At 45.6% G+C, this 25,224-nt stretch carries 23 protein-coding genes; 11 read left to right on the top strand and 12 right to left on the bottom strand.

Annotated elements, in window-relative coordinates:
- Positions 1-4: 4 nt before the first annotated feature.
- Together OEU88_RS02135 and gshB are read left to right on the top strand one after the other, a co-directional pair.
- The gene (locus tag OEU88_RS02135; RefSeq protein WP_262693453.1) at positions 5-373 is read left to right on the top strand and encodes a YraN family protein; all 369 of its coding nucleotides are present in this window, start codon (positions 5-7) and stop codon (positions 371-373) included.
- A gap of 54 nt (positions 374-427) precedes the next feature.
- Positions 428-1,378: a glutathione synthase gene (gene gshB / locus OEU88_RS02130; RefSeq protein WP_262693452.1), complete on the top strand. Its 951-nt coding sequence runs from the start codon at positions 428-430 to the stop codon at positions 1,376-1,378.
- Positions 1,379-1,399: 21 nt separating this feature from the next.
- Here the strand turns inward: gshB and OEU88_RS02125 are convergent, their stop codons facing one another.
- From OEU88_RS02125 to mnmE, 5 genes are all read right to left on the bottom strand, one after another.
- On the bottom strand, positions 1,400-2,317 hold the full coding sequence (locus tag OEU88_RS02125) for a ParB/RepB/Spo0J family partition protein (RefSeq protein ID WP_262693451.1): 918 nt from the start codon (positions 2,315-2,317) through the stop codon (positions 1,400-1,402).
- Between the two features lie 35 nt (positions 2,318-2,352).
- Positions 2,353-3,153 carry a ParA family protein gene (locus OEU88_RS02120; RefSeq protein ID WP_262693450.1) on the bottom strand — a complete coding sequence of 267 codons (801 nt, stop codon included), beginning with the start codon at positions 3,151-3,153 and terminating at the stop codon, positions 2,353-2,355.
- Positions 3,154-3,187: 34 nt separating this feature from the next.
- The gene (rsmG, locus tag OEU88_RS02115; protein WP_262693449.1) at positions 3,188-3,808 is read right to left on the bottom strand and encodes a 16S rRNA (guanine(527)-N(7))-methyltransferase RsmG; all 621 of its coding nucleotides are present in this window, start codon (positions 3,806-3,808) and stop codon (positions 3,188-3,190) included.
- Positions 3,809-3,859: 51 nt separating this feature from the next.
- Positions 3,860-5,734: a tRNA uridine-5-carboxymethylaminomethyl(34) synthesis enzyme MnmG gene (mnmG, locus tag OEU88_RS02110; protein WP_394805221.1), complete on the bottom strand. Its 1,875-nt coding sequence runs from the start codon at positions 5,732-5,734 to the stop codon at positions 3,860-3,862.
- Positions 5,735-5,911: 177 nt separating this feature from the next.
- Positions 5,912-7,273 carry a tRNA uridine-5-carboxymethylaminomethyl(34) synthesis GTPase MnmE gene (gene mnmE, locus OEU88_RS02105; protein ID WP_262693447.1) on the bottom strand — a complete coding sequence of 454 codons (1,362 nt, stop codon included), beginning with the start codon at positions 7,271-7,273 and terminating at the stop codon, positions 5,912-5,914.
- Positions 7,274-7,398: 125 nt separating this feature from the next.
- On the opposite strand from mnmE, the gene OEU88_RS02100 reads away from it, so the two are divergent.
- A complete protein-coding gene (locus OEU88_RS02100) occupies positions 7,399-7,893 on the top strand; it encodes a methylated-DNA--[protein]-cysteine S-methyltransferase (RefSeq protein WP_262693446.1) in 495 nt (164 codons plus the stop codon).
- A gap of 90 nt (positions 7,894-7,983) precedes the next feature.
- Positions 7,984-9,645, top strand: coding sequence for a YncE family protein (locus OEU88_RS02095; RefSeq protein WP_262693445.1), 1,662 nt, complete (start codon positions 7,984-7,986; stop codon positions 9,643-9,645).
- 59 nt (positions 9,646-9,704) lie between these two features.
- On the opposite strand, the gene rho is transcribed toward OEU88_RS02095, so the two are convergent.
- From rho to hemE, 4 genes are all read right to left on the bottom strand, one after another.
- Positions 9,705-10,961, bottom strand: a complete 1,257-nt coding sequence (rho, locus tag OEU88_RS02090; protein ID WP_262693444.1) for a transcription termination factor Rho — start codon at positions 10,959-10,961, stop codon at positions 9,705-9,707.
- A gap of 339 nt (positions 10,962-11,300) precedes the next feature.
- Positions 11,301-12,191, bottom strand: coding sequence for a hypothetical protein (locus tag OEU88_RS02085; protein WP_262693443.1), 891 nt, complete (start codon positions 12,189-12,191; stop codon positions 11,301-11,303).
- A 93-nt stretch (positions 12,192-12,284) separates the two neighbouring features.
- The gene (locus tag OEU88_RS02080; RefSeq protein WP_262693442.1) at positions 12,285-12,728 is read right to left on the bottom strand and encodes a CopD family protein; all 444 of its coding nucleotides are present in this window, start codon (positions 12,726-12,728) and stop codon (positions 12,285-12,287) included.
- Between the two features lie 46 nt (positions 12,729-12,774).
- A complete protein-coding gene (gene hemE / locus OEU88_RS02075; RefSeq protein WP_262693441.1) occupies positions 12,775-13,806 on the bottom strand; it encodes a uroporphyrinogen decarboxylase in 1,032 nt (343 codons plus the stop codon).
- A gap of 520 nt (positions 13,807-14,326) precedes the next feature.
- Here hemE and OEU88_RS02070 point away from each other — a divergent pair.
- From OEU88_RS02070 to dnaQ, 5 genes are read left to right on the top strand one after another with little or no spacing between them, the layout of a single operon-like run.
- A complete protein-coding gene (locus tag OEU88_RS02070) occupies positions 14,327-15,202 on the top strand; it encodes a pyruvate, water dikinase regulatory protein (RefSeq protein ID WP_262693440.1) in 876 nt (291 codons plus the stop codon).
- Positions 15,171-15,806, top strand: coding sequence for a Maf family protein (locus OEU88_RS02065; protein ID WP_262693439.1), 636 nt, complete (start codon positions 15,171-15,173; stop codon positions 15,804-15,806). Before OEU88_RS02070 ends, OEU88_RS02065 begins: the two co-directional genes overlap by 32 nt.
- Entirely contained in the window at positions 15,803-16,654 is an 852-nt protein-coding gene (locus tag OEU88_RS02060; RefSeq protein ID WP_262693438.1) for a shikimate dehydrogenase, read from the top strand. The genes OEU88_RS02065 and OEU88_RS02060 overlap by 4 nt, the downstream gene beginning before the upstream one ends.
- Positions 16,651-17,259 (top strand): dephospho-CoA kinase, encoded by a 609-nt coding sequence (coaE, locus tag OEU88_RS02055; RefSeq protein ID WP_262693437.1) that lies wholly within the window; start codon positions 16,651-16,653, stop codon positions 17,257-17,259. Before OEU88_RS02060 ends, coaE begins: the two co-directional genes overlap by 4 nt.
- Positions 17,247-17,915 (top strand): DNA polymerase III subunit epsilon, encoded by a 669-nt coding sequence (gene dnaQ / locus OEU88_RS02050; RefSeq protein ID WP_262693436.1) that lies wholly within the window; start codon positions 17,247-17,249, stop codon positions 17,913-17,915. The genes coaE and dnaQ overlap by 13 nt, the downstream gene beginning before the upstream one ends.
- A gap of 2 nt (positions 17,916-17,917) precedes the next feature.
- Here dnaQ and OEU88_RS02045 read toward each other — a convergent pair whose 3' ends face one another.
- Both OEU88_RS02045 and lepB read right to left on the bottom strand, forming a co-directional pair.
- Complete coding sequence (locus tag OEU88_RS02045) at positions 17,918-18,655, bottom strand: sulfotransferase family protein (protein WP_262693435.1); 738 nt, start codon at positions 18,653-18,655, stop codon at positions 17,918-17,920.
- 99 nt (positions 18,656-18,754) lie between these two features.
- Positions 18,755-19,555, bottom strand: a complete 801-nt coding sequence (gene lepB, locus OEU88_RS02040; protein WP_262693434.1) for a signal peptidase I — start codon at positions 19,553-19,555, stop codon at positions 18,755-18,757.
- Between the two features lie 378 nt (positions 19,556-19,933).
- Between lepB and dnaK the strand changes: the two genes are divergently transcribed.
- Both dnaK and dnaJ read left to right on the top strand, forming a co-directional pair.
- A complete protein-coding gene (gene dnaK, locus OEU88_RS02035) occupies positions 19,934-21,865 on the top strand; it encodes a molecular chaperone DnaK (protein WP_262693433.1) in 1,932 nt (643 codons plus the stop codon).
- Between the two features lie 103 nt (positions 21,866-21,968).
- Positions 21,969-23,114 carry a molecular chaperone DnaJ gene (dnaJ, locus tag OEU88_RS02030; protein WP_262693432.1) on the top strand — a complete coding sequence of 382 codons (1,146 nt, stop codon included), beginning with the start codon at positions 21,969-21,971 and terminating at the stop codon, positions 23,112-23,114.
- A 91-nt stretch (positions 23,115-23,205) separates the two neighbouring features.
- Here dnaJ and OEU88_RS02025 read toward each other — a convergent pair whose 3' ends face one another.
- Entirely contained in the window at positions 23,206-25,185 is a 1,980-nt protein-coding gene (locus tag OEU88_RS02025) for a winged helix-turn-helix domain-containing protein (protein ID WP_262693431.1), read from the bottom strand.
- Between the last annotated feature and the right edge of the window lie 39 nt (positions 25,186-25,224).

Raw genomic sequence — 25,224 nt, 5'->3', positions numbered from 1 at the left:
AACAATGGCATCAAGGACCAAACATAAAGATGCTGAAAAACGCGGCAGAAAGGCAGAGATGCTCGCCGCCATGCTGTTGCGAGCAAAAGGTTACAAAATTCGTGAGCAACGCTTTCGCTCAACAGCAGGTGAAATCGACATCATTGCCCAGAAAGGCAATTATATTGTTTTTGTTGAAGTAAAGGCTCGCAAAACAACTGAGCTTGCCCTCGAAAGTATTACAAGCAAGCAACAACAGCGAATTGAAAACGCAGCGTGTTTGTGGCTACAGCAACAAACATCACAAAATTTTGCGGTTCGCTTTGATGTAATAACGGTTGCACCCGGACAATTGCCGTCCCATATGTTGGATGCATGGCGACCTGGGTGGTAAACTCGTCAGATCCAATGTAATCAACAAGCCAGAAGATAATACAGGATAAACAATATGATAGACCGCAGCCTTCAAGTCGCCTTTCAAATGGACCCACTTGAAGATGTTAATATAGACGGCGACAGCACATTCGTTTTGATGCTCGAAGCTCAAGCGCGCGGGCATGTTTTATGGCATTATCTAGCTGAAGACCTTTCATACAAAGATGGTACAGTGTTTACGTCTGCACGAAAGGTGTCCGTAAAGCGCGAACGCGGGAACCACTTTGCATACCTTGGCGCGCCAGAGACGATTGATCTGGCCGATCTGGATGTTGTCTGGATGCGGCAGGACCCACCGTTTGATATGTCCTATATTACCGCCACACACCTGCTGGAGCTGGTTCATCCTCAAACACTGGTTGTCAACAACCCGGCCGAGGTACGCAATGCGCCAGAAAAGCTATTTGTTACACACTTCGAAGGGCTCATGCCGCCCACACTGATTACACGGCGCGAAGACGAAGTGGACAGCTTCAGGGAAGAACACGGGGAAATCATCGTAAAACCATTATACGGCAATGGCGGCGCCGGAGTGTTTCACCTTAGGGCTGATGATTCCAACCTAGGAAGCTTAATGGAAATGTTTCTTGAAAGCTCGAGAGAGCCTGTGATGGTGCAAAAGTTTTTACCGGAGGTAAGAAACGGTGATAAGCGCATTATTCTGATTGATGGTGAGGCCGTTGGTGCCATCAACCGTGTACCCGCAGCTGGTCAAGTGCGCTCAAACCTTGTTGCAGGCGGCAAGGCTGTTCAGTCACAACTAACAGAACGGGAAAAAGAAATTTGTGCTGCAATTGGCCCTGACTTGAAAAAACGGGGCTTAACCTTTGTTGGCATTGATGTAATTGGCGATTGGCTTACTGAAATTAACGTAACATCACCTACAGGCCTTCAGGCCGTAAATGAATATGATAACGTTAATCTTCAAGCACAGATATGGGACGCAATTGAAGCAAAGCTTTAAATGCTAACCAAGCCCCTTAGCCTAAAACCCGCACACACCCAGTTTTGAGCATAAGGCATCAAGTTCCTCGAGGTCGGCATACGCTATTGTAACTTTGCCGCCCTCATCCTGATGATCAATACTAACCTTCATTGAAAGTGCTGCGGTCAGGTCTTTTTCAAGAGCAATGGTGTCAGCGTCTTTTCCTCCACCAAAACGTCCCCCTGGTTGTGGTTGACGTTTTGTTTTTTCACCGCCTTTATCGCCTTTAGCTGCTGCCTCTGTTTGGCGAACGCTTAAACCGTCAGCAACAATTTTAGCCGCGAGACCAACCGGGTCTTCCGCGGTTACCAAAGCGCGTGCATGGCCCATTGATATCTTGCCCATATCAACAAGGTCGCGGACTTTTTGCGGCAAATTAAGAAGACGCAGTAAGTTCGTGATATGACTGCGGCTTTTCCCCACTATTTTGGAAACAGCGTCTTGAGTATGACCAAACTCATCTATTAAACGCTGATAAGCCGTGGCTTCTTCTATTGCCGACAAATCCTGACGTTGAATGTTTTCAACGATGGCAACCTCAAGCGCCTCGGTGTCAGAAAGCTCAAGAACCATAACCGGCACTTCATGAATGCCTGCCTTTTGTGATGCACGCCAACGCCGCTCACCAGCAACGATTTGATATCTGTCAGTACCAACTTCGCGCACAAGAATGGGCTGTAAAAGCCCTTTTTCCTTTATTGAGGAAGCAAGCTCATCAATTGATGCTTCATCAAAATGGTATCGAGGCTGATCGCCGTTGCGCTCAAGGAACTCTATAGGTAGCCGTCGGCGGCGTGAGACACCATCAACACCAACAGCTGCCGCACCTGTATCGATAGGTGTATCAATAACGGGACGATCATCGCCCAATAGTGCAGAAAGTCCGCGCCCTAAACCTGTCCTTGTCGTTTTCGACATGTATCACCTGTAACTAATTGCTTTAATTATATATTTTATGCAGCGTGCTGAGCCGCATCACGCACCAATACTTCACGGGCCAAATCAATGTATGCTCGACTACCGGTACAGCGGTGATCATACAGTAGCGCTGGTTTACCAAAACTTGGCGCTTCCGAAATCCGTACATTACGCGGAATAACCGTATTAAACACCTTCTCGCCGAGATAAGCCCGCACATCAGATGCTACCTGTTCAGACAGGTTATTACGCTTGTCAAACATGGTAAGCACAACACCATTAATGGTAAGTGTTGGGTTAAGGCTAGTGCGCACCTGCTCAACGGTTTTTAGCAACAAACTCAAACCTTCAAGTGCAAAAAATTCACATTGCAAAGGAACCATGATCGAATCGGCCGCCACTAGCGCATTGATTGTCAGCAAGGAGAGTGAGGGCGGACAATCAATAAGGATATAATCATAACTTTCCCGGGATTGTGCCTTTTCCAATGCATATTTAAGTCTAAAGTTACGCTGGGGCAACTCTGCCAGCTCTAGGTCTGCACCGGATAGATCAACATTTGATGGTATTAACGCCAAACCAGGAACTTCTGTTTCAATTGTTGCATCACCCACCTGCGCTGCACCTAGAACAACATCATAAGACGTAATGTCACGACGAGACCGGTCTATTCCTAAACCAGTGCTCGCATTACCTTGTGGGTCAAGGTCTAAAACAAGCACCTTTTTACCAACGGCTGCAATTGCTGTGGCAAGGTTAATTGCGGTTGTTGTTTTACCAACCCCGCCTTTCTGATTGGCAACTGCAATTATTTGTGCACCGGTGGCGTGCTGCATACTCAAACCCTTAAACCTAAACAAAAACAGGTAATTATTTCTTTTCTATCTCATAAAGCCTTAAAATTGTACCCGATGAGCTGGACAAGCTTTCAAATCGTTCACTTTTCATCTTCCATGAAGCTTCAGCTTGGGTCAATTCATCTTCAACGCCTTCACCTTTTAAGAGCCACATTTCCGTAGAATTCTGTCGAAACGGGTGCGACCAATCCAACAATTGCTCAACTTTAGCACAAGCGCGCGACACAACAACATCATAGTCCGGCGCATCAAAAGCTTCGATTCGCACATTATGCACAAAAGCATCTGCTGCAGTTGTGCGCACAATTTGATTCATAAAGACACACTTACGGCCATTCGATTCTACCATATGGGCCGTACCCAACCCCATAATTGATAGGACTAATCCAGGAAAACCAGCCCCCGAACCAATATCAATCATTCGGATGGGCCTGTCTCCTAGCCGCTTTCGCATATGTGAAAACATTTGGGCTGAATCCAGAAAGTGCCTACGCCATCGGTCCTCAAGTGTTGAGTTTGCAACAAGGTTTTTAGCCTTTTGCCATTTTACCAACGCATCTGCATATTGAGTGAGCTTCTGCAATGTTTCACGTGAAACATTGGTGTCCTCAACAAAATCTTCCGGTCCATACATATTACACAACTCGCAAAAACGTCATTGAGCCTAAAACAAGTAAAACGGTCATTAGGCAGCGCTTTTACGTTTTTTTACATAACCCAGCAAGACAGTGAGAGCAGCAGGCGTTACACCAGCGATACGTGCAGCGGCGCCCAGTGTGGCTGGTCGTGCCGTCTTAAACTTCTCACGCATTTCGTTAGACAAGCCCTGAATCTGTTCAAAATCAAGACCACTGGGTATTTCCAATGCTTCATCTTTCCTGAATGCCGCGATATCTTGATCTTGTCGATCAAGATAACTGCGATACATGCCGTCAATCTCTACCTGCCGGGCGATAGGTGGCGATATATCAGCGAGCTCTTCAGGCCACACACCCTTGAGCGCATCGAAGCTGATATCAGTAAAACCAAGAAGAGTGACCGCAGAACGGCGCACACCATCCATGTTTATTTTAAAGCCAAATTTTGCAGCCTCATTCGGTGTTAAGGATAATTGTTCTAATACACCGCGCGCATGATCAAGGGTCTGTTTCTTTTTTCTATATCTCTGCAATCTCTCACCAGCGACAAGACCAACAGCAGCGCCCTTCTCGGTTAATCTTTGGTCTGCATTGTCTGCTCGTAAAGCAAGACGGTACTCTGCTCTGCTCGTAAACATACGGTATGGCTCACGCGTGCCTTGTGTTATCAGGTCATCAATCATCACGCCTATATATCCATCAGCGCGATCAAGAGTGAAAGGCTCATCAATGCCCTTTGCCTGTAAAGCCGCGTTAACACCAGCCATTAGGCCTTGCGCAGCAGCCTCTTCATACCCTGTCGTACCATTGATTTGACCTGCCAAATAAAGCCCATGGGCTTTATGTGTCTCAAGTGTTGGCTTTAGTTCTCTCGGGTCGATGAAATCATATTCAATAGCATAGCCATATTGAATGATTTTTGCATTTTCCAAACCCGGAATTGATGCAATCATCTCGTCTTGAACATCTTCAGGCAGGCTCGTTGATATACCATTAGGATATACCGTATGATCATCTAAGCCTTCAGGCTCCAGAAATATTTGATGACTAGATTTATCAGCGAAGCGAACAACTTTGTCTTCAATTGACGGACAGTAGCGCGGGCCATTGCTATCAATTTTACCTGAATACATTGGCGCTCTGTGCAGGTTATCGCTTATAAGCCTATGTGTTTGTTCTGTTGTGCGTGTCATATAACAACTGATTTGCGGCACTTCGATTTCTGATGTCATGAAAGAAAAAGGAACCGGCGGCGTATCTCCTGGTTGTTCGATACACTGCGACCAATCAATTGTACGACCATCAAGGCGTGCGGGTGTTCCTGTCTTTAGTCGTCCCAGCTCAAAACCTAACTGTTCCAACGTATCTGAAAGACCAAGCGATGGTGCTTCACCAATGCGCCCTGCTGGTGTTGTTTTCTCGCCGATATGGATAAGGCCGCGTAAAAAAGTGCCCGTTGTTAGGATAACTGCGTTAGCTGTAAGCCTCTCACCAGATGATGTGATAACACCTCGACAGACACTGCTTCCATCATTCTCTTCAAGGATAAGATCCTCAACAGCGCTTCCTTGAATAGTGAGGTTTGGGTAATTGTTCAGAATCTTCTGCATCGCTGTACGATACAACTTACGGTCAGATTGGCAGCGCGGGCCCTGGACCGCTGGGCCCTTGCGTTGGTTAAGTAACCTAAATTGAATGCCTGACGCATCAGCAACCACACCCATCACACCATCTAAAGCATCAATTTCACGAACTAAATGTCCCTTACCCAAGCCACCGATGGCAGGGTTACAAGACATTTCACCAATGGTTTCTGGCTTATGTGTAATCAACAGTGTGCTTGCGCCTGTCCGGGCAGAAGCAGCCGCAGCTTCGCACCCAGCATGGCCACCACCAATAACAATGACATCAAAGTCATGTATCACATTAACATCCTAACAAATTACTTTAACACGCGCCGCGTTATGCCAGCATCGTATATCGGCGTTTATCGTCTAAGTCAAAGCCAACGAACAAGGCATTATACTGCCTTAGTATTTTCTCGAAAATTCAGTTAAAGCTTTACTTCAACAGGCTCAATACACTGCTCTGTAGGCAACTTATTTTCCAATACAAAAGTCAGAGAACACAATATCAAGCATATCCTCGACACCAACGCGCCCAGTTATGCCGCCGATTGCCCGCACAGCCATGCGTACATCTTCAGCTGCAAGCACGGCGTCCATACCTGCATTTCCTTCAAATCGAACTAAATGATCAATGGCAACTTCAAGTGCTTGTTGGTGTCGTATTCGTGTAAGTGTCGGCATTTCTTGTGGTGCCATTTTGTCCTGAACTATGCGCTTAAGTCTTTCGAACAAACCATCAATGCCATCACCTGTTTTTGCAGAGACAAACACGGGGTCATGTTCATGTAAGCGCTCCGAATGTTCCACGTGAAACATTGCGTCATATTCAGCACGATCAACCTGTGTAACAATAATTATCGTATTTTCATCAACCCACCTGGACAGCCCTGAAGGTATGTGTGGCCATTCATCAACCGGAACAAGTAATAACCTCAACCCAGCATCCGCAGCCTTTTCTTCCGCTCTGCGAATACCCTCTTTCTCAACAGCGCTGTCTGTTGAGCGTAGACCAGCGGTATCGATAATACGAACCGGAAAGCCGCCCAAGTCTAATTGAATTTCAATTGCATCGCGTGTGGTGCCAGCCTCATCCGATACAATCGCTACATCTGTTCGTGCTATTGCATTAAGTAGTGTTGACTTACCTACATTGGGCTCACCGATAATCACGATGCGAAAACCATCATGCACCAAGCGACCTCGCTCACTATCTACAATATGTTGTGTTATATCAGACCTAAGGGACAATATTTGGGGAAGAACTAAACCAGCAACACCTTCCGGCAAATCCTCGTCCGGAAAGTCAATATCTGCCTCAAGGTGTGCAAGATGAGACAGAAGCCGAGACCGCCAATCCTCGTAAAGTGTACGCAAAGCACCGTCCATTTGCTTCAAAGCCAGGCTGCGTTGTGCTGCCGTTTGCGCATGGATAAGGTCGTTCAACCCTTCTGCTTCCGTGAGGTCTAGCTTACCGTTTTCAAAAGCACGCCGGGAGAACTCACCCGCCTCAGCTGGCCGCACACCATCCATCACAGCAAGTACTGACAAGACACCATCAACAACAGCACGGCCACCATGCAAATGAAGCTCAACCACATCCTCGCCTGTAAAACTTGCTGGCGCTGGAAAAACAACAACAAGCGCTTGGTCAAGCGTCTCTCCGCTCTTTGGGTCTTTAAGTTTTCGCAGTGAAGCATATCGTGCCGCAGGAACAGAACCTGAGCTCAGCTTTAATAACGCCTCAATAGACTGCGGGCCAGATAGGCGTACCACGGCAACACCAGATGTTCCTGCTCCACTCGATAATGCAAAAATTGTGTCTATTATTTCCACAAGATACCTATGCCTATTTTCCAATGAAATATTGTTTTCGCTTGCTCACGCTTTCGCCGCACAGTAGCAAAGAAGGATATAATATTCATAGCGGTTAATCACTCCACTAAGGCAGCACACGTAAAATGTATCAACTTTCCATGCATACGCCGGTGATCGACATAACCATCACCGAGCTAGAAGGCGCAATCATTGCCCTTGATTGGGGCTGGAGTCCTTTTCAGGAAACATCCCCTCTGCTGGAAGAAACAAAACGACAACTGGACGCATATTTCGACGGAGACTTGAACGACTTTGACTTGCCACTAAATCCAATGGGAAGCAAACATCAGGAAAAAGTGTGGGGTGCCATGCTTGATATACCCTACGGCCAAACTGTTACATACGGTGCCTTAGCCAAAAAAATAGGTTCCGCAGCCCAACCTGTTGGTACAGCGTGTGGACGCAATCCTATTCCTATCCTTATCCCTTGCCACCGGGTGATCGGTAGCAACGGCAACTTCGGTGGCTATTCAGGCGATGGTGGTTTGTATACGAAACGCGCTTTACTTGTTCTTGAAGGCGCTCTTTCTATTGCTGAAGGGTATGCGCTGGAACATGCTGGAAAGCTTGACGCATAATTCCCTCAACACCCTCTATAAAATAAGTGTGACGTGACGCTCCTTCCGTATCCATCTATGTTACCTTCGGGCATAGAAAAAGGGGTCAATATGCGTTTAGCAATCATACTATACACATTGGTTCTGGCGGTCGCATCAACGCCAGTATTTGCCGAAACAGGTATTACTGTTAGCAAAACATTCTCAGTTGGTTCTGCACCGCACGGTATGCGGCTGGACGGTGACACAGTGCTGATTGCCCTTTCGGGAGAAGATGCTGTTGTTCGTATTGACCTGCAAACAGGGAAAGAAGTATCACGCTGGCCTGTTAAAGGGGTACCACTTGACATTGTTCGCAGCAAAAATGGTTGGTTAGTAACAACCTTTCAAGGTGAGCATCTGATAGAACTGGATGCAACAACAGGAGAAGAAATTTCTCGCTGGAAAGTAGGCAAAAGCCCCAGTTTATTTAGTGAAAACCTGGCAGCCGGTCACACTTATGTTGTAAGTGAATTTGCTGATCGGTTTACTGTGTTTGATCCGACAAACAACACAGTAATCAAAACATATACAACCGGCAAAAGACCTTATCCCGGCGATGTAACGCACGACGGTGTATTAGCATTTGTTCCTAACCGCAGTGACAATACCGTATCCGTAATTGACCTTTTAAATGAAACAGAAGTTACACGTACACCTGTGTGTAGTTCGCCAGAAGGCGGCGCACTTGTAGAGGGTGAAAACACCTATATGGTTGCCTGTGGTGGCTCAGACGAAATTGCTTTAATCAACACCGCTTCATTTGAAGTTATTACCACAATAAAAGATGGCATTGGTAAACGCCCATTTGCTGTCACGGAAAGCAGTGATGGTCGCTTTGCATTTGTTAACAACGCTAGCGGCGATACCGTCTCGGTTATTGATGTCAAAGAGCGCGCTGTTATTGAGCAAATAACAGTTGGTACACAGCCAATTGTTATGCGCGCTTATGGTAATCAGCTTTTTGTCACCACGGAAGTGGACGGCACCTTGTCTATTCTTGAAATTCCGCCTGTTCCAGAGAAACCTAGAAGCACTGTAAAAAATGAAGTTGTCATGCTCGGTATGATACACGGCGGACATACAACAAGTGAAACATATGGCTTGCCGTATCTGACGCGCGTGTTTGAAGCAGTAAGTCCTGATTATGTGCTCGTGGAAATCCCGCCAAACCGCATGGAATCAACAATGAAAGGCTTTCGTGAAACAGGTGAAATTCAGGAACCACGCACAAAACGCTTCCCAGAATATGTTGGTGCCCTGTTCCCGCTTTCGCGGCGACTAAAGTTTGAGATGATCGGGACAGCAGGCTGGAATAGCCACATGAATGACTATCGCAGCAAAGCTTTGCGCCGTATTCAAAATGACCCTACCCGTGCGGCAGATTGGGCTGAATATCAGGCAGCAATTGATAAAGCAGCAGAAGCACGCAAAGGTTTGGAAGAAGACCCTTATTATATCAACAGTGACGCTTACGACGCTGTAACTGCATGGCAACTTGAGCCATATGACAGGTTATTTAATGACGAGATCGGCCCCGGCGGCTGGACTAAAATAAACCAGGCACACTACAGTCATATCGCCGACGCCCTTGATAAGTTAAGTGGCCAAGGTAAACGGGTTATGATCACATACGGCGCAGGACATAAAAACTGGTTTATGCGCGAACTTAGAAAGCGAGACGATATTATCTTGCTTGATCCACATCAGTTTCTTGATGCTGCAAAAGAATAATGCTGCATAAAAAAGGCCCGCAAGAAGCGGGCCTTTCCAAACTTGTTTACATTGAGATATTAATTGTTCATCTGATTGAAGAAGTCTTCGTTGTTTTGCGAATCCTTCAACTTGGTCAGCAAAAATTCCATCGCATCCACTGTACCCATCGGTGTAAGAATACGGCGAAGCACCCACATTTTAGACAACATGCCTGGGTCAACAAGCAACTCTTCTTTCCGTGTACCGGACTTCAGAATATCGATCGCCGGGAACACGCGTTTGTCTGCAACTTTACGATCCAGAATAATTTCACTGTTACCTGTACCTTTGAATTCCTCAAAGATAACCTCATCCATCCGACTACCTGTTTCAATCAACGCTGTTGCAATGATTGAAAGCGAACCACCTTCCTCAATGTTACGCGCAGCACCAAAGAAACGTTTAGGGCGTTGCAGTGCATTAGCATCAACACCACCGGTTAGAACCTTACCTGACGATGGCACAACAGTGTTGTACGCACGGGCAAGGCGCGTGATACTATCAAGCAAGATAACAACATCTTTGCCGTGCTCTACCAAGCGCTTCGCTTTTTCAATCACCATTTCTGAAACCTGAACGTGACGCGATGCTGGCTCATCAAAGGTGGAGGAAACAACCTCACCTTTCACGCTACGCTGCATATCGGTCACTTCTTCCGGTCGCTCATCAATCAACAGAACAATCACATAACATTCAGGATGGTTAGCCGTTATGCTTTTAGCAATATTTTGCAGCAATACCGTTTTACCAGTACGCGGCGGTGCTACGATAAGTGCCCGCTGACCTTTACCAATTGGTGCCACCAAATCAATAACACGCGGTGATTTGTCTTTAACTGTTGGGTTATCAGGATCTAACTTGAGACGGTCGTCAGGATAAAGCGGTGTCAGGTTATCAAAGTGAACTTTGTGTTTTACTTTTTCAGGCTCATCGAAATTAATCGAAGCAACCTTCAACAGCGCAAAATACCGCTCACCGTCTTTTGGTCCGCGGATTTGACCTTCAACCGTATCACCTGTTCTCAGCGCAAAGCGCCTTATCTGGCTTGGGCTAACATAAATATCATCTGGCCCCGGCAAATAGTTTGCCTCAGGGCTGCGTAGAAAACCAAATCCGTCAGACAGGATTTCAATAACCCCACCACCAGATATCTCTACGTCGTCTTCTGCAAGATGTTTAAGGATTGCGAACATCATGTCCTGCTTGCGCATACTGCTCGCGTTTTCAACGCCTACTTCTTCAGCTAGTGAAAGAAGGTCCGCTGGTGATTTCTCTTTGAGATCCTGTAAATGCATGGGATCGCCCAAAACTCTATATTATTAATGAAATTTGTTCAGAAAGATGGATTCATCGTGATTGGATTACGTGCAGCTATAATTCGAATGATTAGACTGTATCTATTGCTATGAAGTTGAACAATTATGAAACCATAATCATCCTGATAAGATTCCGCCGTTATTTATCAAACGATCATAGAAAACTGCGGGAGAAATTTGACACATCGATAGAACACATCGACAAGGCATATGCTACCATTTCGGGCTTATGTGTCAAGTGAATTAGATTTTAGCCATAAGTTTGAACAAACAGACAAAGCGGCGAAATAACCAAAAACTAAATCCAGACACAAACCTCTAGTTTGAACCATCTTGCTTTAGTGCTTCTTTATCCAGAATATTCTCGTAAATATCTGATTTAAAATTCACCGAATCGATAACTTTGGAAACAGCTGTGGAATTAGGCGTACCATCAGCACCAAAATGCCAAACCGCATGTTTGTGATATGGGCTGTTGTCAGGATCAATATACCACTCAATATAACCCCAGCTATGAACACTTTTGAATAAGTTGGCTGCTTGTTCCTTATTTTCAGCATCAATAAAGGATGCTGGACCTAAGGTTTGTATTTCAATGAAACTTTCTTCGCTTGAACCAATAGCTGGCAACTTGAAATGAGACCCTATGGGTATATCCATTGAAGCGAAAAGATAGGGAAGAATCATCAAACCATAGTGATCACTGTGTTCAAGTGGAAACGAGGTAAAAGAAGGATCTTGTTTATCCGAAACCAAAGATATGTTCGCAGTATTATCTCGGACATATAGTAGCTTGTTTTTTGTTTCCCAATTCTTGCCAGTTCTTACTTGCTCATTAATTGTACTTAGTGTTTTTGCATCAACGATAAGTTCGTCGGTGTGCGGGTGAGTGTTAGCTACCCATCGAACCCTAATGGCATCCTGCACATCATTTTGGGAATTGTAATAAACAGTCCGGTCTAATGTTATGGAAACCTGCGGGTTTATATATATACCGTCAGCAAACAGGCCATCTTTATAGCCACCGATGCCGTCTTTCGGATCATACAGCAATCGATGCGGGCGTAATTTTGAAGTATCTAACTTAAGGTCTTTTGCACCATAAACAGGAAGTTCATCATCGTTCTGCTGCGACAAAATCGCTGTCGATGTAAAAATCAACCAAATAACAGAAATAGTCTTTATTGCCATTGCTAGTAGACGGTACATCTAATCTCTCCAAATTAGATGTTATTATATATCATATGAACGAAAAATATAGTGTGTACTAAAAGCTCTTTTTAATATTGAAAAAGTGCGGGTTTAAAATGGCCTCACCACCGCGAGAATAACAATGATAATAATGAAGGCCGCCGGCACTTCATTTATTTTGCGATAAAACTTTTCCTCTCTGACATGCTCACCGGAAGCAAGTACCTTCATTTGCTTGCCCAGATAAATATGAAACCCGGTGAGAAATACCACAAGAAGAAGCTTTAAGTGCAGCCATCCACCAGCACCCATACCTATATTTAAAACCAGTAATATTCCAAGTGTCCATGCAATCATCATAGCTGGATTCATGATGATTTTTTTAAGGCGGGTTTCGCGCTCAATCCAATGTTTATCCTCATCTGAACCAACATCATATTGACAATGATAAGCGAAAAAACGCGGCATCATGAACAATGCCGCCATCCAGAAGATAACAAAAATAATATGAAACGCTTTTACCCATAAGTAAAATTCACCAAGAAAGCCTTCCATAAAATATCCTTTAATGCTCGCTAATTAGTTATATTTAGCCGCTAAATCATCGGCGATAATTTTTAACAAACGCCGATAACTGCGCAACATTCTCTGGCGGCGTTTCCGGCACAAAACCATGCCCGAGGTTAAAGACATGCGCACCACCGCTTAACGTCTCGAGAATATATTCAGCCTCGCATATCATTCGTTCTCCGCCAGCAACAACAAGATGTGGATCCAGGTTCCCTTGAACACAAACTTTCTGTTGAACAGTATCTGCAGCCCATGAAAGCGGTACACCTGTATCAAGTGAAACAGCATTAACACCTGTTGCATCAACAAAAGCAGGCAGCGCTGCACCCGATAAGCGCGGGAAACCTATAATGGGTGTTTCCGGATAAACGGCCTTCACTTTTTCAACAATTGCGCGAGTTGGTTTAATAACCCAATCTTCAAACGCACTGGCAGGCAAAGCTGCTGACCAGCTATCAAAAATTTGTACCGCATCAGCACCAGCTTCAATTTGACGAATAAGGTAGGCTGCCGTTGCATCTACCAACAGATCAAGCAGTTTATTAAACAATTCAGAATCACGGTACCCCAGTTGCCGTGCCGCTGCATGGTCCTTACTGCCAGCGCCTTCAATCATATATGTGGCAACAGTCCACGGTGCGCCAGCAAACCCAAGCAATGTTACATCGCTTGGCAGCATATGTTTTAGTTTCGCAATTGTTTGATATACAGCACCAACCTTGTCATGAAAGTTTTTAAATGACAGGTTGTCATAGGTTTCCTGATTATTCACAGGTGTGAGTTTTGGCCCGTGTCCCGTCTCAAACCAAACCTTCTGTCCAAGACCGTCTGGAACAACCAATATGTCCGCGAACAGAATAGCGCCATCCATACCATACCGCCGAATAGGCTGCAGCGTTACTTCAGCTGCTTTATCCGGGCTGTAACAAAACTCCATAAAGCTACTGGTTGTTGCTCTTACCTCACGGTATTCTGGTAGGTAACGCCCCGCCTGACGCATATACCAAAACGGTACGCGGTCACCTGGGTTGCCTTTTAATGTTTCAAGCAAAATTTTAGTCACTGGTTACTCACTTGGTTTTATGGAGACAGGAGATACTTTATATTTGAGCCATACTAAGCTGAACTACTAATAAATAATAATTATAAAGAAAGGATGTAGTAGTATTTGGTGCCTGTTAACAACGGGGAAAACATTTTATCCACAGACTTATACCCTGATAAAGTGATGCTTCATTGTGAATGTAAACCACCTGTCGATTTGTTAGTAAAATAAATTTTCCGACATTTAGATGGTGAAACTATTGAATTTTTTTCTGTTAATTAAACACAAAATATTATGTGAATAGTGGGGATAACATGCAAATCTGGTGATAAATTAGTATAATTGTCCCCAGTTCTATCTCCTGTGCATTAAAAATATAACCATATTAAAAACATCATTTCAAAATGAGGACAATCCTCCTACCTTGTTTGCTCAATGTGTTGTGCTAGGTGTTATCCACAGACTTATTCCTGAAGTTAATGCCGACTCGGCAAGATATTGATAGAGTTCCAGTAGTAGGCCAATAACAGGATAAACAATGAACTTTAATCAGCCACCAGCTACTAAAAACGATGAATATCATTTGCATCTAGTGTCTGATTCAACTGGTGAGACACTTGAGGCAATTGTATCTGCTGCCCTTGTTCAATTTGAAGGTGTTGAGGTTCACAAGCATTACTGGCCGCTTGTTCGTTCTGCTATGCAAATGGAGCGTTTGATGGATGATATCAAGGAGCACCCAGGTCTTATCATGTACACGCTGGTGAACCTTGAGATACGCGACGTTCTTGAGCAACAATGCCGCGCTGCGAACTTACCGGTTTTACCCATTCTGGATCCGGTTATTAAGTTGCTTGGCTCTTACCTCGGCGTGCAAGCCACACACAAACCAGGGCGGCAACATATTTTGGATGCTGATTACTTTGAGCGCATTGATGCTTTGCAATTTTCCATGGCTCATGATGATGGGCAGCTAGTTGAGGATTTACCGCAAGCAGATATTGTTTTGATAGGTGTATCACGTTCCTCAAAAACACCGACCAGCATTTATCTGGCAAACAAGGGTTACAAAACAATGAATGTACCCTTTGTGCCCTTTGTGCCAATGCCTCCTTTGCTAGATGTGTTGCGTGACAAATTTGTCATCGGTTTAACAACAAGCCCCGAGCGGCTATCGCAAATTCGGACCAACCGGTTAAGATCAATCAATGAAGAAGAAGAAGGTGATTACATCGACCTTCAGCATATTCAGGACGAGATAAAACAATGTCGGCGTTATTGTACAGACCGCGGATGGCAGACAATTGATGTAACGCGCCGGTCAATTGAGGAAACGGCTGCGGCAATCTTGAATAGATATTACCAATGGCAGGATGCACGCAGTGGTAATAAAGAAAAACTGGACAAAACCTGAGATGCAAGCTGGTTGCCTTATTCTTGCTTCGGGCAGTGAAACCCGCAAACGCATGTTAGAGAATGCAGGCGTTGTATTTGATACTGTGCCTGCGTTGATTGACGAAATCTCCCTCAAGGAAAGCTTAATTTCTTCTGGTACAACAGCGCGTAATATTGCTGATGCTCTCGCTGATGCTAAAGCGCGAAGCGTATCTATTATCAATCCCGATAAACTGGTTTTGGGTGCTGACCAAACGCTAGTATGTGGTGCTAATATCATCTCTAAAGCGCAAAACACTCAAAGCGCGAAAGAAACACTTAACCTACTGTCGGGTCGATCACATCAATTGCATTCTGCTGCGGTAATGTATGAAAATGGTCAACCCATATGGCGCGCCGTTGATACAGCAACGCTGCACATGAGGCCTCTTTCTGGATCGTTTATTGATGATTATTTACAGGCAATTGGCAGTGATGCTTTCTGGAGCGTGGGTGCATATCAGATTGAAGGTTTGGGGGCACAACTCTTTGATAAAATTGAAGGCAATCATTTTACTATACTTGGTCTGCCGCTAATAAATGTTCTGGTTTTCTTGCGGCAGTACGGAATGCTTGGCCAATGATGAATTTGGATGAAAATACCATTAAAAAAGCTGCCGTTATTGGGCACCCTGTTGCCCAGTCCTTGTCGCCGCTTATTCATAAGCACTGGTTTTCTGAAACCGGCATTAAGGGAGACTATATTGCTGTTGATGTGCTTGAGGGCGCTTTGGAGCAGCAGCTAGAGATTTTCAAAAATGAAGGATACACAGGCTTTAACCTAACGGTACCACATAAAACGGCGATTATCCCTTTTCTGGATAAACTTGCCCCCCTTGCCCGGCAAATGGGTGCGGTCAATACAGTGAAAATCAATCCAGACGGTACAACAACAGGGTTTAATACTGATGGTATTGGCCTCATGCAGCATCTGAAGTTATCAGCACCTGGCTGGCAACAGGATAGACCGGCTTTGGTTTTAGGCGCAGGTGGTGCTGCAAGAGCGGCATGCCTTGGTTTGCTGACCAGCAATGTACCAATGGTTATGATTGCAAACCGAACGAGAGAAAAAGCCGAAGCCATCGCTGATGAAATCGGGCGTGGCCGCATTGTGGTGGTTGACTGGGGTGACCGCGAAAATGCATTGGCAGGCGCCGGCCTCGTGGTGAACACAACAGTGCTGGGAATGACGGGCCAACTACCGCTTGATCTTGATCTTGTTCAAGTAGCAGTAGGCACAATTGTGTACGACATTGTGTACAAGCCCCTTCAAACAGAACTCTTGGCACAAGCAACGGACAGAGGTCTTGTTGCTGTTGATGGACTTGGTATGCTTGTGCACCAAGGTGCAGCTGCTTTCAAAATATGGTTTGGTGTTGATGTCGGATTAGATGAGCGCCTTCGCAACAAACTAGACGAGGCATTGTCATGATTGTTGTTGGCCTTACGGGCTCGATCGGTATGGGTAAGTCTGAAACGGCAAAGATGTTTGCGGAGCTGGATGTGCCGGTGTTTGATGCTGACGCAGTGGTGCATTCATTGCAGGCTAAAGGTGGCCCTGCTATTGCCCCTATTGCTGCTGCTTTTCCAGGTGTGGTCAAAGAGGGTGTTTTGGACCGGCAGAAGCTTGGTGCCATGGTCTTTGCAAAACCTGAATTAAAAGAGCAGCTTGAAGCCATTATCCACCCCATGGTTGGTGTGGTGCGTGCGGCGTTCTTTGAAAATGCTCAGAAAAAAGGCGTACCTTTTGTTGTGCTTGATGTGCCGCTGCTTTTTGAAACAGGCGGCAACAAAGCGTGTAACAAGGTTGTTGTCGTGTCTGCGCCAGTGGATGTGCAGCGCGCACGTGTGCTTGACCGCAAAGGCATGACGCCGGAAAAGTTTGATAATATTCTTGCCCGCCAGACACCAGATGCTGACAAACGTGCCGGCGCGGACTATGTTATTGAAACGGACAAAGGGCTTGATCATGCACGATCTGAAGTTGCCCGGATAACACAGGAACTCAGGGAGCAGGCAGTTTCATGCGAGAGTTAATTTTCGATACGGAGACGACAGGGTTTGATCCTATGATGGGTGACCGCCTTATCGAAATAGGCCTTGTTGAAATGGTCGATAAATCCCTCACGGGTGAAAACTATCATGTTTATGTTAATCCTGAACGTGAGGTACCAGACAGTGCTTTTAAAATTCACGGCCTTTCAACAGAGTTTCTTAAAGATAAACCTGTTTTTTCAGATGTGATGGATGGTTTCCTTGAGTTTATCGGTGACGATAGTGTGCTGGTTGCGCACAACGCCGAGTTTGATATGCGTTTTATCAATTGGGAACTCGAGAATGCTGGGCGACCGATTGTTCATCCAAAGAGGTTTGTTGATACGCTCGCAATTGCCCGTACCAAGTTTCCAGGTGCAGCCAACAGCCTTGATGCGCTTTGCAAGCGCTTCGATGTAAACAATAACCACCGTACATTGCACGGTGCATTGCTTGATGCCGAAATTTTAGCAGATGTATATATTGAGCTGATGGGAGGGCGTCAGGCGGGGATGGACCTGTCGGTAGATAAGTCGATAAAAATAGCACGAGGCCCTAAAAAGGTGAGAGAAAAGCGAGAGTTTGTCGTTAGCGAGACTGAACTTGACGCCCATAAAGGGTTTATACAGAAATTATCTAACCCTATGTGGTTACGCTAGGTTCAAATCCTGTATGTAGGGTAATTAAAAAAAGAAAAGTCTTCAGCATATAATTCGGTGGCGATTCTTATATCTTTGCTATTGTATGCGCTAGATGTGCTTTTGTGGCCATAGCTCTTATTGTTAATTGGTTGTTCTGGAACTTCGCTTGCGAGTGGCATTTTTAGCATTTTTGCAAGTATAGATAAATCTTCGTCAAATCGTTCAAGCTTGCCGATAAAATCAAACTTTATTCTTTCGTTAAAAATTTCGTGGTATTGTGGTGACCAATGTGGGTCAAGTTTATACTTATCTATAGTTTGTATTGTTTCAATGAATTCTGAAAAAGAGATATCCTGCTCCAGGTTTTCCGGATCTAGTTGACGTGCTTTAAGTATTTGAGCTTTCTCTGCCCTGTTGCCATGAATTTTATCCCGCCACGCCGAGTAAAGTCGATGATAAGGGTTTCTGGCAAAGGTAAATTTAACATACTCTGAGCTTTTTAGTATGTCACTAAGCTGCTCCCTCTGAAGTTGGTAGGGTTTAATAAAAGGAGAGTGCTCAGGTAGTGGATGGGGTTTTATCCACTTTCGTTTCAGCTCTCGCATTTCGATAGACTGAAAAACTTTTTTTAAAGTTGTAGAGCCTGTTTTGGGTACAGGTATAAAAACAAACTTATGCTTTATGGAAATATGAATGTTTTGGTTAACTTTTAATGAGCCATACTCTTTGTACATCTCATCAATTTGACGCATGTTCATTGGATATGACTCCGAATAATGGTGTTGTGATTAGTAAGTCAGGCTGAACCCATATGAAAACAAGTTGCCTTAGAGAACAATATTCTATTAGCGTTAGTTTTACTCTATACCATTGAAAAACCGGCCAAGAGGTACTGTGTTAAACAGGCAATAAACATCTTTGCCTTGATCACAATCATACAGGCTAAAGGTTGTTACTTGCGCTTGGCCAACAAAATAGGCTTCTGGCACATAGCCGATGTCGCCGAGGTTGCGGCTGTCTGATGATCCATCCCTGTTATCACCCATCATAAAATAATGACCCGGAGGAATAACATACGGCCCGGCATTGTCCCACCGACCACGGTCAGAACTTTCGTAGATACGGTGTACTACCCCGCCCGGTAGTGTTTCGTCATATTCTTTCACGCGGCGCTGTTCGCCCTGATAGGTGGTGTAATTTACTTCGCGAACCAATGTTCGCTCAACCATGTCGCCATTAATATAAAGGCGCCCTGCGCGCATTTGTATCCGGTCGCCGGGCAGACCAATTACCCGTTTGATAAAATCCTCGTACCCACGTTTTGGCAGTGTAAAAACAGCTACATCACCGCGTTGCGGTGCGTCACCAATCAGGCGGCTTTCAGGAATGAAGGCAGGATCAAAAGGTACAGAAAAGCGATTATACCCATAGGAAAACTTGGAGACAAAGATGCGGTCACCAACCTCAAGTGTTGGTTCCATACTGCCTGATGGAATATGAAAACTGGCCCAACCAAAAGTGCTGAATATCAGATAGAAAAAGGCAATAACACCAATATCCTTTAGGATTGTGGTCATGTCGCTTGCGGGTTTTTCAACCTTGTTTGTCTTTGATGAGTCGCTGCTTTGTTGCACGCTAGATGTGTTGTCCGCTGTCACTTTGAGGCCTTGTTATTATTTAATCACCACATTTACATGTACCACTATCTTTGTCCTATATAGGGATATTATAGCCGCTCGGCTACCCTTTGCGTACTGAGAAATTGCGAATTAACATTGTTTTTGTTTCCTGTATGCCGTCGTTATTATCCGGTTATGCATGTGGTTATCTCCTTTATTGAATGATGAATATTCAAAATATAATTTGCAACAACCCTTGCGAAGCGAAAAGACCGACCCTATATAGGCGCTGAAACCGGCGGACTTCGGGTTGTTTTCGGGTCTGCTACCTTGAGGAAAAAATCAAAGCCCCAAGAGGTTGCTATCGGTGCCAAATACGGGCTGTGGCAATCGGCTAAAAAGGGATGAGGTATAAAAATGGCTAAAGTAATCGGGATCGATTTGGGTACGACAAATTCATGCGTATCTATTATGGACGGGTCTAAACCAAAAGTTATTGAAAATTCTGAGGGTGCGCGTACTACACCTTCTATTGTTGGCTTCTCAGACGACGGTGAGCGTCTCGTTGGCATGGCCGCAAAGCGCCAAGCAGTAACAAATCCAACAGACACACTGTTTGCAATCAAGCGTCTTATCGGTCGTACATTCGATGACCCAACAACGCAAAAAGATTTGAACATGGTTCCCTACAACATCATCAAAGCTGATAATGGCGATGCGTGGGTGGAAGCCAAAGGTGAGAAATATTCACCAAGCCAGATATCTGCAATGATTTTGCAGAAAATGAAAGAAACAGCTGAAAGCTACCTTGGTGAAGGTGTTGATCAGGCTGTTATTACAGTACCAGCATACTTTAACGATGCGCAGCGTCAGGCAACGAAAGATGCCGGTAAGATCGCAGGCCTTGAAGTGCTTCGGATTATCAACGAGCCAACAGCCGCAGCGCTTGCGTACGGCCTTGATAAAGAAGACGGCCACACTATTGCAGTGTTTGACCTTGGTGGTGGCACGTTCGATGTATCGGTTCTTGAGATTGGTGACGGCGTCTTTGAGGTGAAATCTACGAATGGTGATACGTTCTTGGGTGGTGAAGACTTTGACATGCGTTTGGTTGATTATTTCGCTGACGAGTTCAAAAAAGAAAACACGATTGATCTGCGCCAAGACAAGATGGCGCTGCAGCGTCTGAAAGAAGCAGCAGAAAAAGCGAAGATTGAATTGTCTTCATCACAGCAAACAGAGGTGAACCTGCCGTTTATCACAGCAGATGCCTCTGGTCCTAAGCACCTACAGATCAAACTTACACGCTCTAAGCTCGAAAGTTTGGTTGAAGATTTGGTGAAGCGTACACTTGAGCCATGTAAAAAAGCGCTGAAAGATGCAGGCCTTGCGGCTGGAGAAATCGACGATGTTGTCCTCGTTGGTGGTCAGACCCGTATGCCTAAAATCCAGGAAATCGTAAAAGATTTCTTTGGCCGTGAACCACATAAGGGTGTTAATCCTGATGAAGTGGTTGCCATGGGCGCGGCTATTCAAGCTGGCGTTTTGCAGGGCGACGTTAAAGACGTTCTTCTTCTTGATGTAACGCCGCTTTCACTTGGTATTGAAACGCTGGGCGGTGTGTTTACACGCTTGATTGAGCGCAACACGACGATCCCGACGAAGAAGTCACAAGTGTTCTCTACTGCTGAAGACAACCAGGGCGCGGTAACTATTCGTGTGTTCCAGGGCGAACGTGAAATGGCGGCGGATAACAAATTGCTGGGGCAGTTTGATTTGGTCGGTATTCCGTCTGCACCGCGCGGCGTTCCGCAAATTGAGGTAACGTTTGATATTGATGCGAACGGTATCGTTAATGTGTCTGCTAAAGATAAAGGCACAGGTAAAGAACAACAGATCCGAATTCAGGCATCTGGTGGCCTATCCGATGATGATATCGAGCAAATGGTAAAAGACGCAGAAGCCAACGCAGACGCAGACAAACAGCGCAAAGAACTGGTTGAAGCGAAAAACCAAGCTGAAGCACTGATCCACTCATCAGAGAAAAACCTTGATGAGCACAAGGATAAAGTCACTGAGGAAGATAAAACTGCGATTGAAGCTGCAATCGCTGAGTTGCGTACGTCCCTTGAAGGTGAAGATGCGGATGCAATCAAGCAAAAAACAGAGGCACTTGCCCAAGCATCCATGAAGCTTGGTGAGCAAATCTACAAAGAAAGCCAGGAAGCTGGTCAGTCAGAGGCTCAACAAGCAGATGCCGCAGCAAAAGCTTCGGAAGCTGGTGAAGCCAAAGATGACGATGTTGTAGACGTTGACTTTGAAGAAGTTGACGAAGACGACAAGAAGTAATCCTGTGATAGCACAGCATTAAATAAATGCCGCTTCAGCGCATGCTTGGGGCGGCATTTTCATAAAGGCGCTGTGTTCACGCTAACGCTTCAGGAAAAAGCTAATGGCAAAAACAGATTATTATGAGCTTCTTGGTGTTGGTCGCGATGCGGATGAAGGTACTCTAAAAAAAGCCTTCCGCAAAAAAGCGATGGAATTTCACCCGGACCGCAACCCTGACAACCCGGAAGCCGAAAAGAAATTTAAAGAATTCGGCGAAGCATACGATGTGCTGAAAGACCCTGAAAAACGTGCTGCCTATGATCGATATGGTCATGCTGCGTTTGAGGGCGGCATGGGCGGCGGTGGCCGCGGCGGTGCCGGCGCTGGCGGATTTGATTTCTCGGATGTATTCGAGGAATTCTTTGGTGATTTCATGGGCGGCGGTGGCCGTCGCGGTGGTGGCCGCAGAGGCGGCCCTGCGCGTGGGTCAGACCTTCGCTTCAACATGGAAATCTCTCTTGAAGATGCCTACAATGGCAAATCCGATAAAATCACTATCCCTGCATCTGTTTCATGTGATCCGTGTAGTGGCTCTGGCGCTGAGCCTGGTTCAAGCCCTGAGGTTTGCGGAACATGTGGCGGTGCAGGTAAGGTGCGTGCCAACCAGGGTTTCTTCATGGTTGAGCGCACTTGCCCAACTTGTCAGGGTGCAGGTCAAACGATTACCAACCCATGTAAGGCTTGCCGCGGTGCCGGGAAGGTACAAAAAGAAAAGACGCTTCAGGTTAAAATCCCTAAAGGTGTCGAAGAAGGAACCCGTATTCGCCTGTCGGGCGAAGGTGAAGCAGGCGCACATGGCGCTCCGTCCGGTGACCTGTATATATTCCTTTCAATAAAGCCTCATGCCCTGTTTAAACGTGACGCTGATATGCTGTTTTGCAGTGTGCCAATCCCGATGGCTACTGCAACGCTTGGTGGTCAGATTGAGGTGCCGACAATTGAAGGCAAGCGCGCCCGTATTCGTGTGCCGGAAGGAACGCAGTCTGGCAGACAGTTCCGTCTCAAAGGCAAGGGTATGCCAGAGTTAAATGGTGGCTTTGTTGGCGATATGATTATCGAAACAGTTGTTGAAACACCTGTTAACCTGACCAAGCGGCAAAAAGAGTTGATGCAGGACTTCGCTGACGAGAGCGGCGAAAGTGTGTCGCCTCAGTCTGAAGGTTTCTTCACTAAAGTTAAGGAACTGTGGGACGACCTGACCGATTAGGAAACCATAACATTGTTTGGTATGTGATAAAGGCCGCCGTATCTGGCGGCCTTTACTGCTTGTGGGCATAAAACAGACTAACGAAGTTTGCTTATTCCTGATAATTGGTACGCATAATGTCGCTTACGATACTTACGATGTCAGTTCGAGCTATACGGTTTTTAGCAACGCTATAGTGGCGAGTTTCTGAAAGAGCATTCTCTATGAGGCGAGTATTTCCAGCCCCGTCTAATTGAACGAGATCCAGAGGTTTTTCACTGCTTATGCAGTAAAGGGTGTTGTGATCAAGCCTCAGCGTAAGGTCTTGAAGCCGTATAGGTGAAGCGCATTGGTTTTTGAGGATTTCCATGCCTTGTTCATATATCTGATAATTTTGATCAATACGGATTTGACGGTTAGCTCCATTCAGCAAGAATGCCCAACGACTGTCTTCTTCAATGGTTTGTCCGGTTGCTAGATTATAGCGGAACAAATGCCAGCGACCATCAGTGTTAAAGCTATATGTGATTTCACCCTCTACAGACCAGGTGGCACCGTAGGCTGTGTTTTCAAGTTCAAGCTGTTTTTCAAGCTGACTTGTTTGTGTGTTGACGATAATTAATCCAGAACTGGTCGTGACTAACAGCTTTTCGTTGTCGAATGACCAATCCATGGCACGTAGCTTCAGACCGCTGGTTTTGGCATTGATGCTATGCATGTTTCCCGTTTCCAGGTTTTGGATCCAGATCAGGCTCGTGCCTGTGCGCTTGGATATGAAAGCAAGGCGCCGACCATCTCTGGAAAGGGTGGCGAGATAGTCCATTACCGAACTATTAATTGATGCTTGATCCATATCTCTTAGAAAGACGTCCTGATTGTAGATATAGGATGTGAAGAGGTAATCCTTGCTGTTTTCAATGCGGGCTGGTTCTTTAATACGGCGTGAATCTGAAACCAAAATCCGTGCAGAGCCATCGTCAACTTGGGTTTCAAGCAATCGGTATGAAGGGTGTTCTCCTGGGTGAACAATCGTACCGGGAGCATGGCCCCAAATGGCATAATCAACCCCGTATGACCAATCGATCAACCTTTCGAAGCTGTTAGTGTCAACATCCAGTGCAAAAGCACTTGTTTTGCCAGGGTGTCGATCATGCAAAAGAAGAACTTTGCCTGATACAGGGTGTGTGTCCAGGTGGTGATTGCCTTTGTCGTTTGCTAGCGGCTGCGATAGCCGGCGTGTTGACCCTGTCTCTATATCTAGTTCAAATGCATGAAACGGTGCGTACGGAGTTTCCTGTTCCGTAAAATAAAGATGTGTTGTTTGATGGTTGAAAGCGAAGCTTGCTGTTTGAGACGGCCTACATTCATAGACGGCTTCATCACTTTTGGGCACGCCTTCAACGAAGCGAATTAGTCGAAAAGTACAATTGTTGTTGCTCATGTGGCGGTAAGCGAGATAGCGCCCGTTTGCTGACCATGTTGGTGTATCTACAAACTTACCGGTTAAGCCGACCTTAACAGCAGGAGCGTCTGCTTGAGCTGCCAGATATAATGAGGCTTCTTTATCTGTGCGCTGAACATATACGAGCTTGCCTGCTTGGGCTGTGTGTGTAGCTTCTGTTTGTGCCGATGTCAGGCGTACCATGGGCGTGATGTTGGCATTAGCTTGGGGTGGTGTGGGCGTAGACCATGCCCAGATTGCCAGAGCGATCAATAGAGGCAATATCATTAACAGATATCTTTGGCTTTGCTCGATGGAAGCGCTCTCAATTATCTCGGTTTGCATTTCTATGGCTTGATAAACGAACCTATACCCAACCTTCGGTACGGTAATGATCATATGTTTGATTTTAGATTCATCGCCAAGTTCGCGCCTTAGCCGTACCACGACCCTGTTGATGGCGCCGTCTGTTACGATGTGTCCGTTCCAGACAGACTGGATTAATTCATCCCTGCTTATGTCTCGGCCAGGGTTTTCGAGAAAATACCTTAGAAGCGCGGAGGCTTTGGGTTCCAGCAGCTTTTTTCCCGTTGGGCCTATAAGCACATTGGTTGGTGCTTCAAATTGATATTTACCAAGCTTCCACCGCATGTTCTTTTATGCCCTCGTAAACGATTAGAAATAAAGGCT

Origin of the sequence: Kordiimonas aquimaris, from assembly GCF_025574485.1 — a bacterium.
GTDB classification, from domain to species: Bacteria; Pseudomonadota; Alphaproteobacteria; order Sphingomonadales; family Kordiimonadaceae; genus Kordiimonas; species Kordiimonas aquimaris.
The sequence above is the reverse complement of the archived record's forward strand: the minus strand, read 5'-3'. Positions and strand labels throughout refer to the sequence as shown.

Excerpts from the sequence above, each read along its gene's own strand:
- OEU88_RS02135 (WP_262693453.1), top strand. The coding sequence starts at position 5 with ATGGCATCAAGGACCAAACATAAAGATGCTGAAAAACGCGGCAGAAAG.
- gshB (WP_262693452.1), top strand. The coding sequence starts at position 428 with ATGATAGACCGCAGCCTTCAAGTCGCCTTTCAAATGGACCCACTTGAA.
- OEU88_RS02125 (WP_262693451.1), bottom strand. The coding sequence starts at position 2,317 with ATGTCGAAAACGACAAGGACAGGTTTAGGGCGCGGACTTTCTGCACTA.
- OEU88_RS02120 (WP_262693450.1), bottom strand. The coding sequence starts at position 3,153 with ATGCAGCACGCCACCGGTGCACAAATAATTGCAGTTGCCAATCAGAAA.
- rsmG (WP_262693449.1), bottom strand. The coding sequence starts at position 3,808 with ATGTATGGACCGGAAGATTTTGTTGAGGACACCAATGTTTCACGTGAA.
- OEU88_RS02100 (WP_262693446.1), top strand. The coding sequence starts at position 7,399 with ATGTATCAACTTTCCATGCATACGCCGGTGATCGACATAACCATCACC.
- OEU88_RS02095 (WP_262693445.1), top strand. The coding sequence starts at position 7,984 with ATGCGTTTAGCAATCATACTATACACATTGGTTCTGGCGGTCGCATCA.
- rho (WP_262693444.1), bottom strand. The coding sequence starts at position 10,961 with ATGCATTTACAGGATCTCAAAGAGAAATCACCAGCGGACCTTCTTTCA.
- OEU88_RS02085 (WP_262693443.1), bottom strand. The coding sequence starts at position 12,191 with ATGTACCGTCTACTAGCAATGGCAATAAAGACTATTTCTGTTATTTGG.
- OEU88_RS02080 (WP_262693442.1), bottom strand. The coding sequence starts at position 12,728 with ATGGAAGGCTTTCTTGGTGAATTTTACTTATGGGTAAAAGCGTTTCAT.
- OEU88_RS02070 (WP_262693440.1), top strand. The coding sequence starts at position 14,327 with ATGAACTTTAATCAGCCACCAGCTACTAAAAACGATGAATATCATTTG.
- OEU88_RS02060 (WP_262693438.1), top strand. The coding sequence starts at position 15,803 with ATGATGAATTTGGATGAAAATACCATTAAAAAAGCTGCCGTTATTGGG.
- coaE (WP_262693437.1), top strand. The coding sequence starts at position 16,651 with ATGATTGTTGTTGGCCTTACGGGCTCGATCGGTATGGGTAAGTCTGAA.
- dnaQ (WP_262693436.1), top strand. The coding sequence starts at position 17,247 with ATGCGAGAGTTAATTTTCGATACGGAGACGACAGGGTTTGATCCTATG.
- OEU88_RS02045 (WP_262693435.1), bottom strand. The coding sequence starts at position 18,655 with ATGAACATGCGTCAAATTGATGAGATGTACAAAGAGTATGGCTCATTA.
- dnaK (WP_262693433.1), top strand. The coding sequence starts at position 19,934 with ATGGCTAAAGTAATCGGGATCGATTTGGGTACGACAAATTCATGCGTA.
- dnaJ (WP_262693432.1), top strand. The coding sequence starts at position 21,969 with ATGGCAAAAACAGATTATTATGAGCTTCTTGGTGTTGGTCGCGATGCG.
- OEU88_RS02025 (WP_262693431.1), bottom strand. The coding sequence starts at position 25,185 with ATGCGGTGGAAGCTTGGTAAATATCAATTTGAAGCACCAACCAATGTG.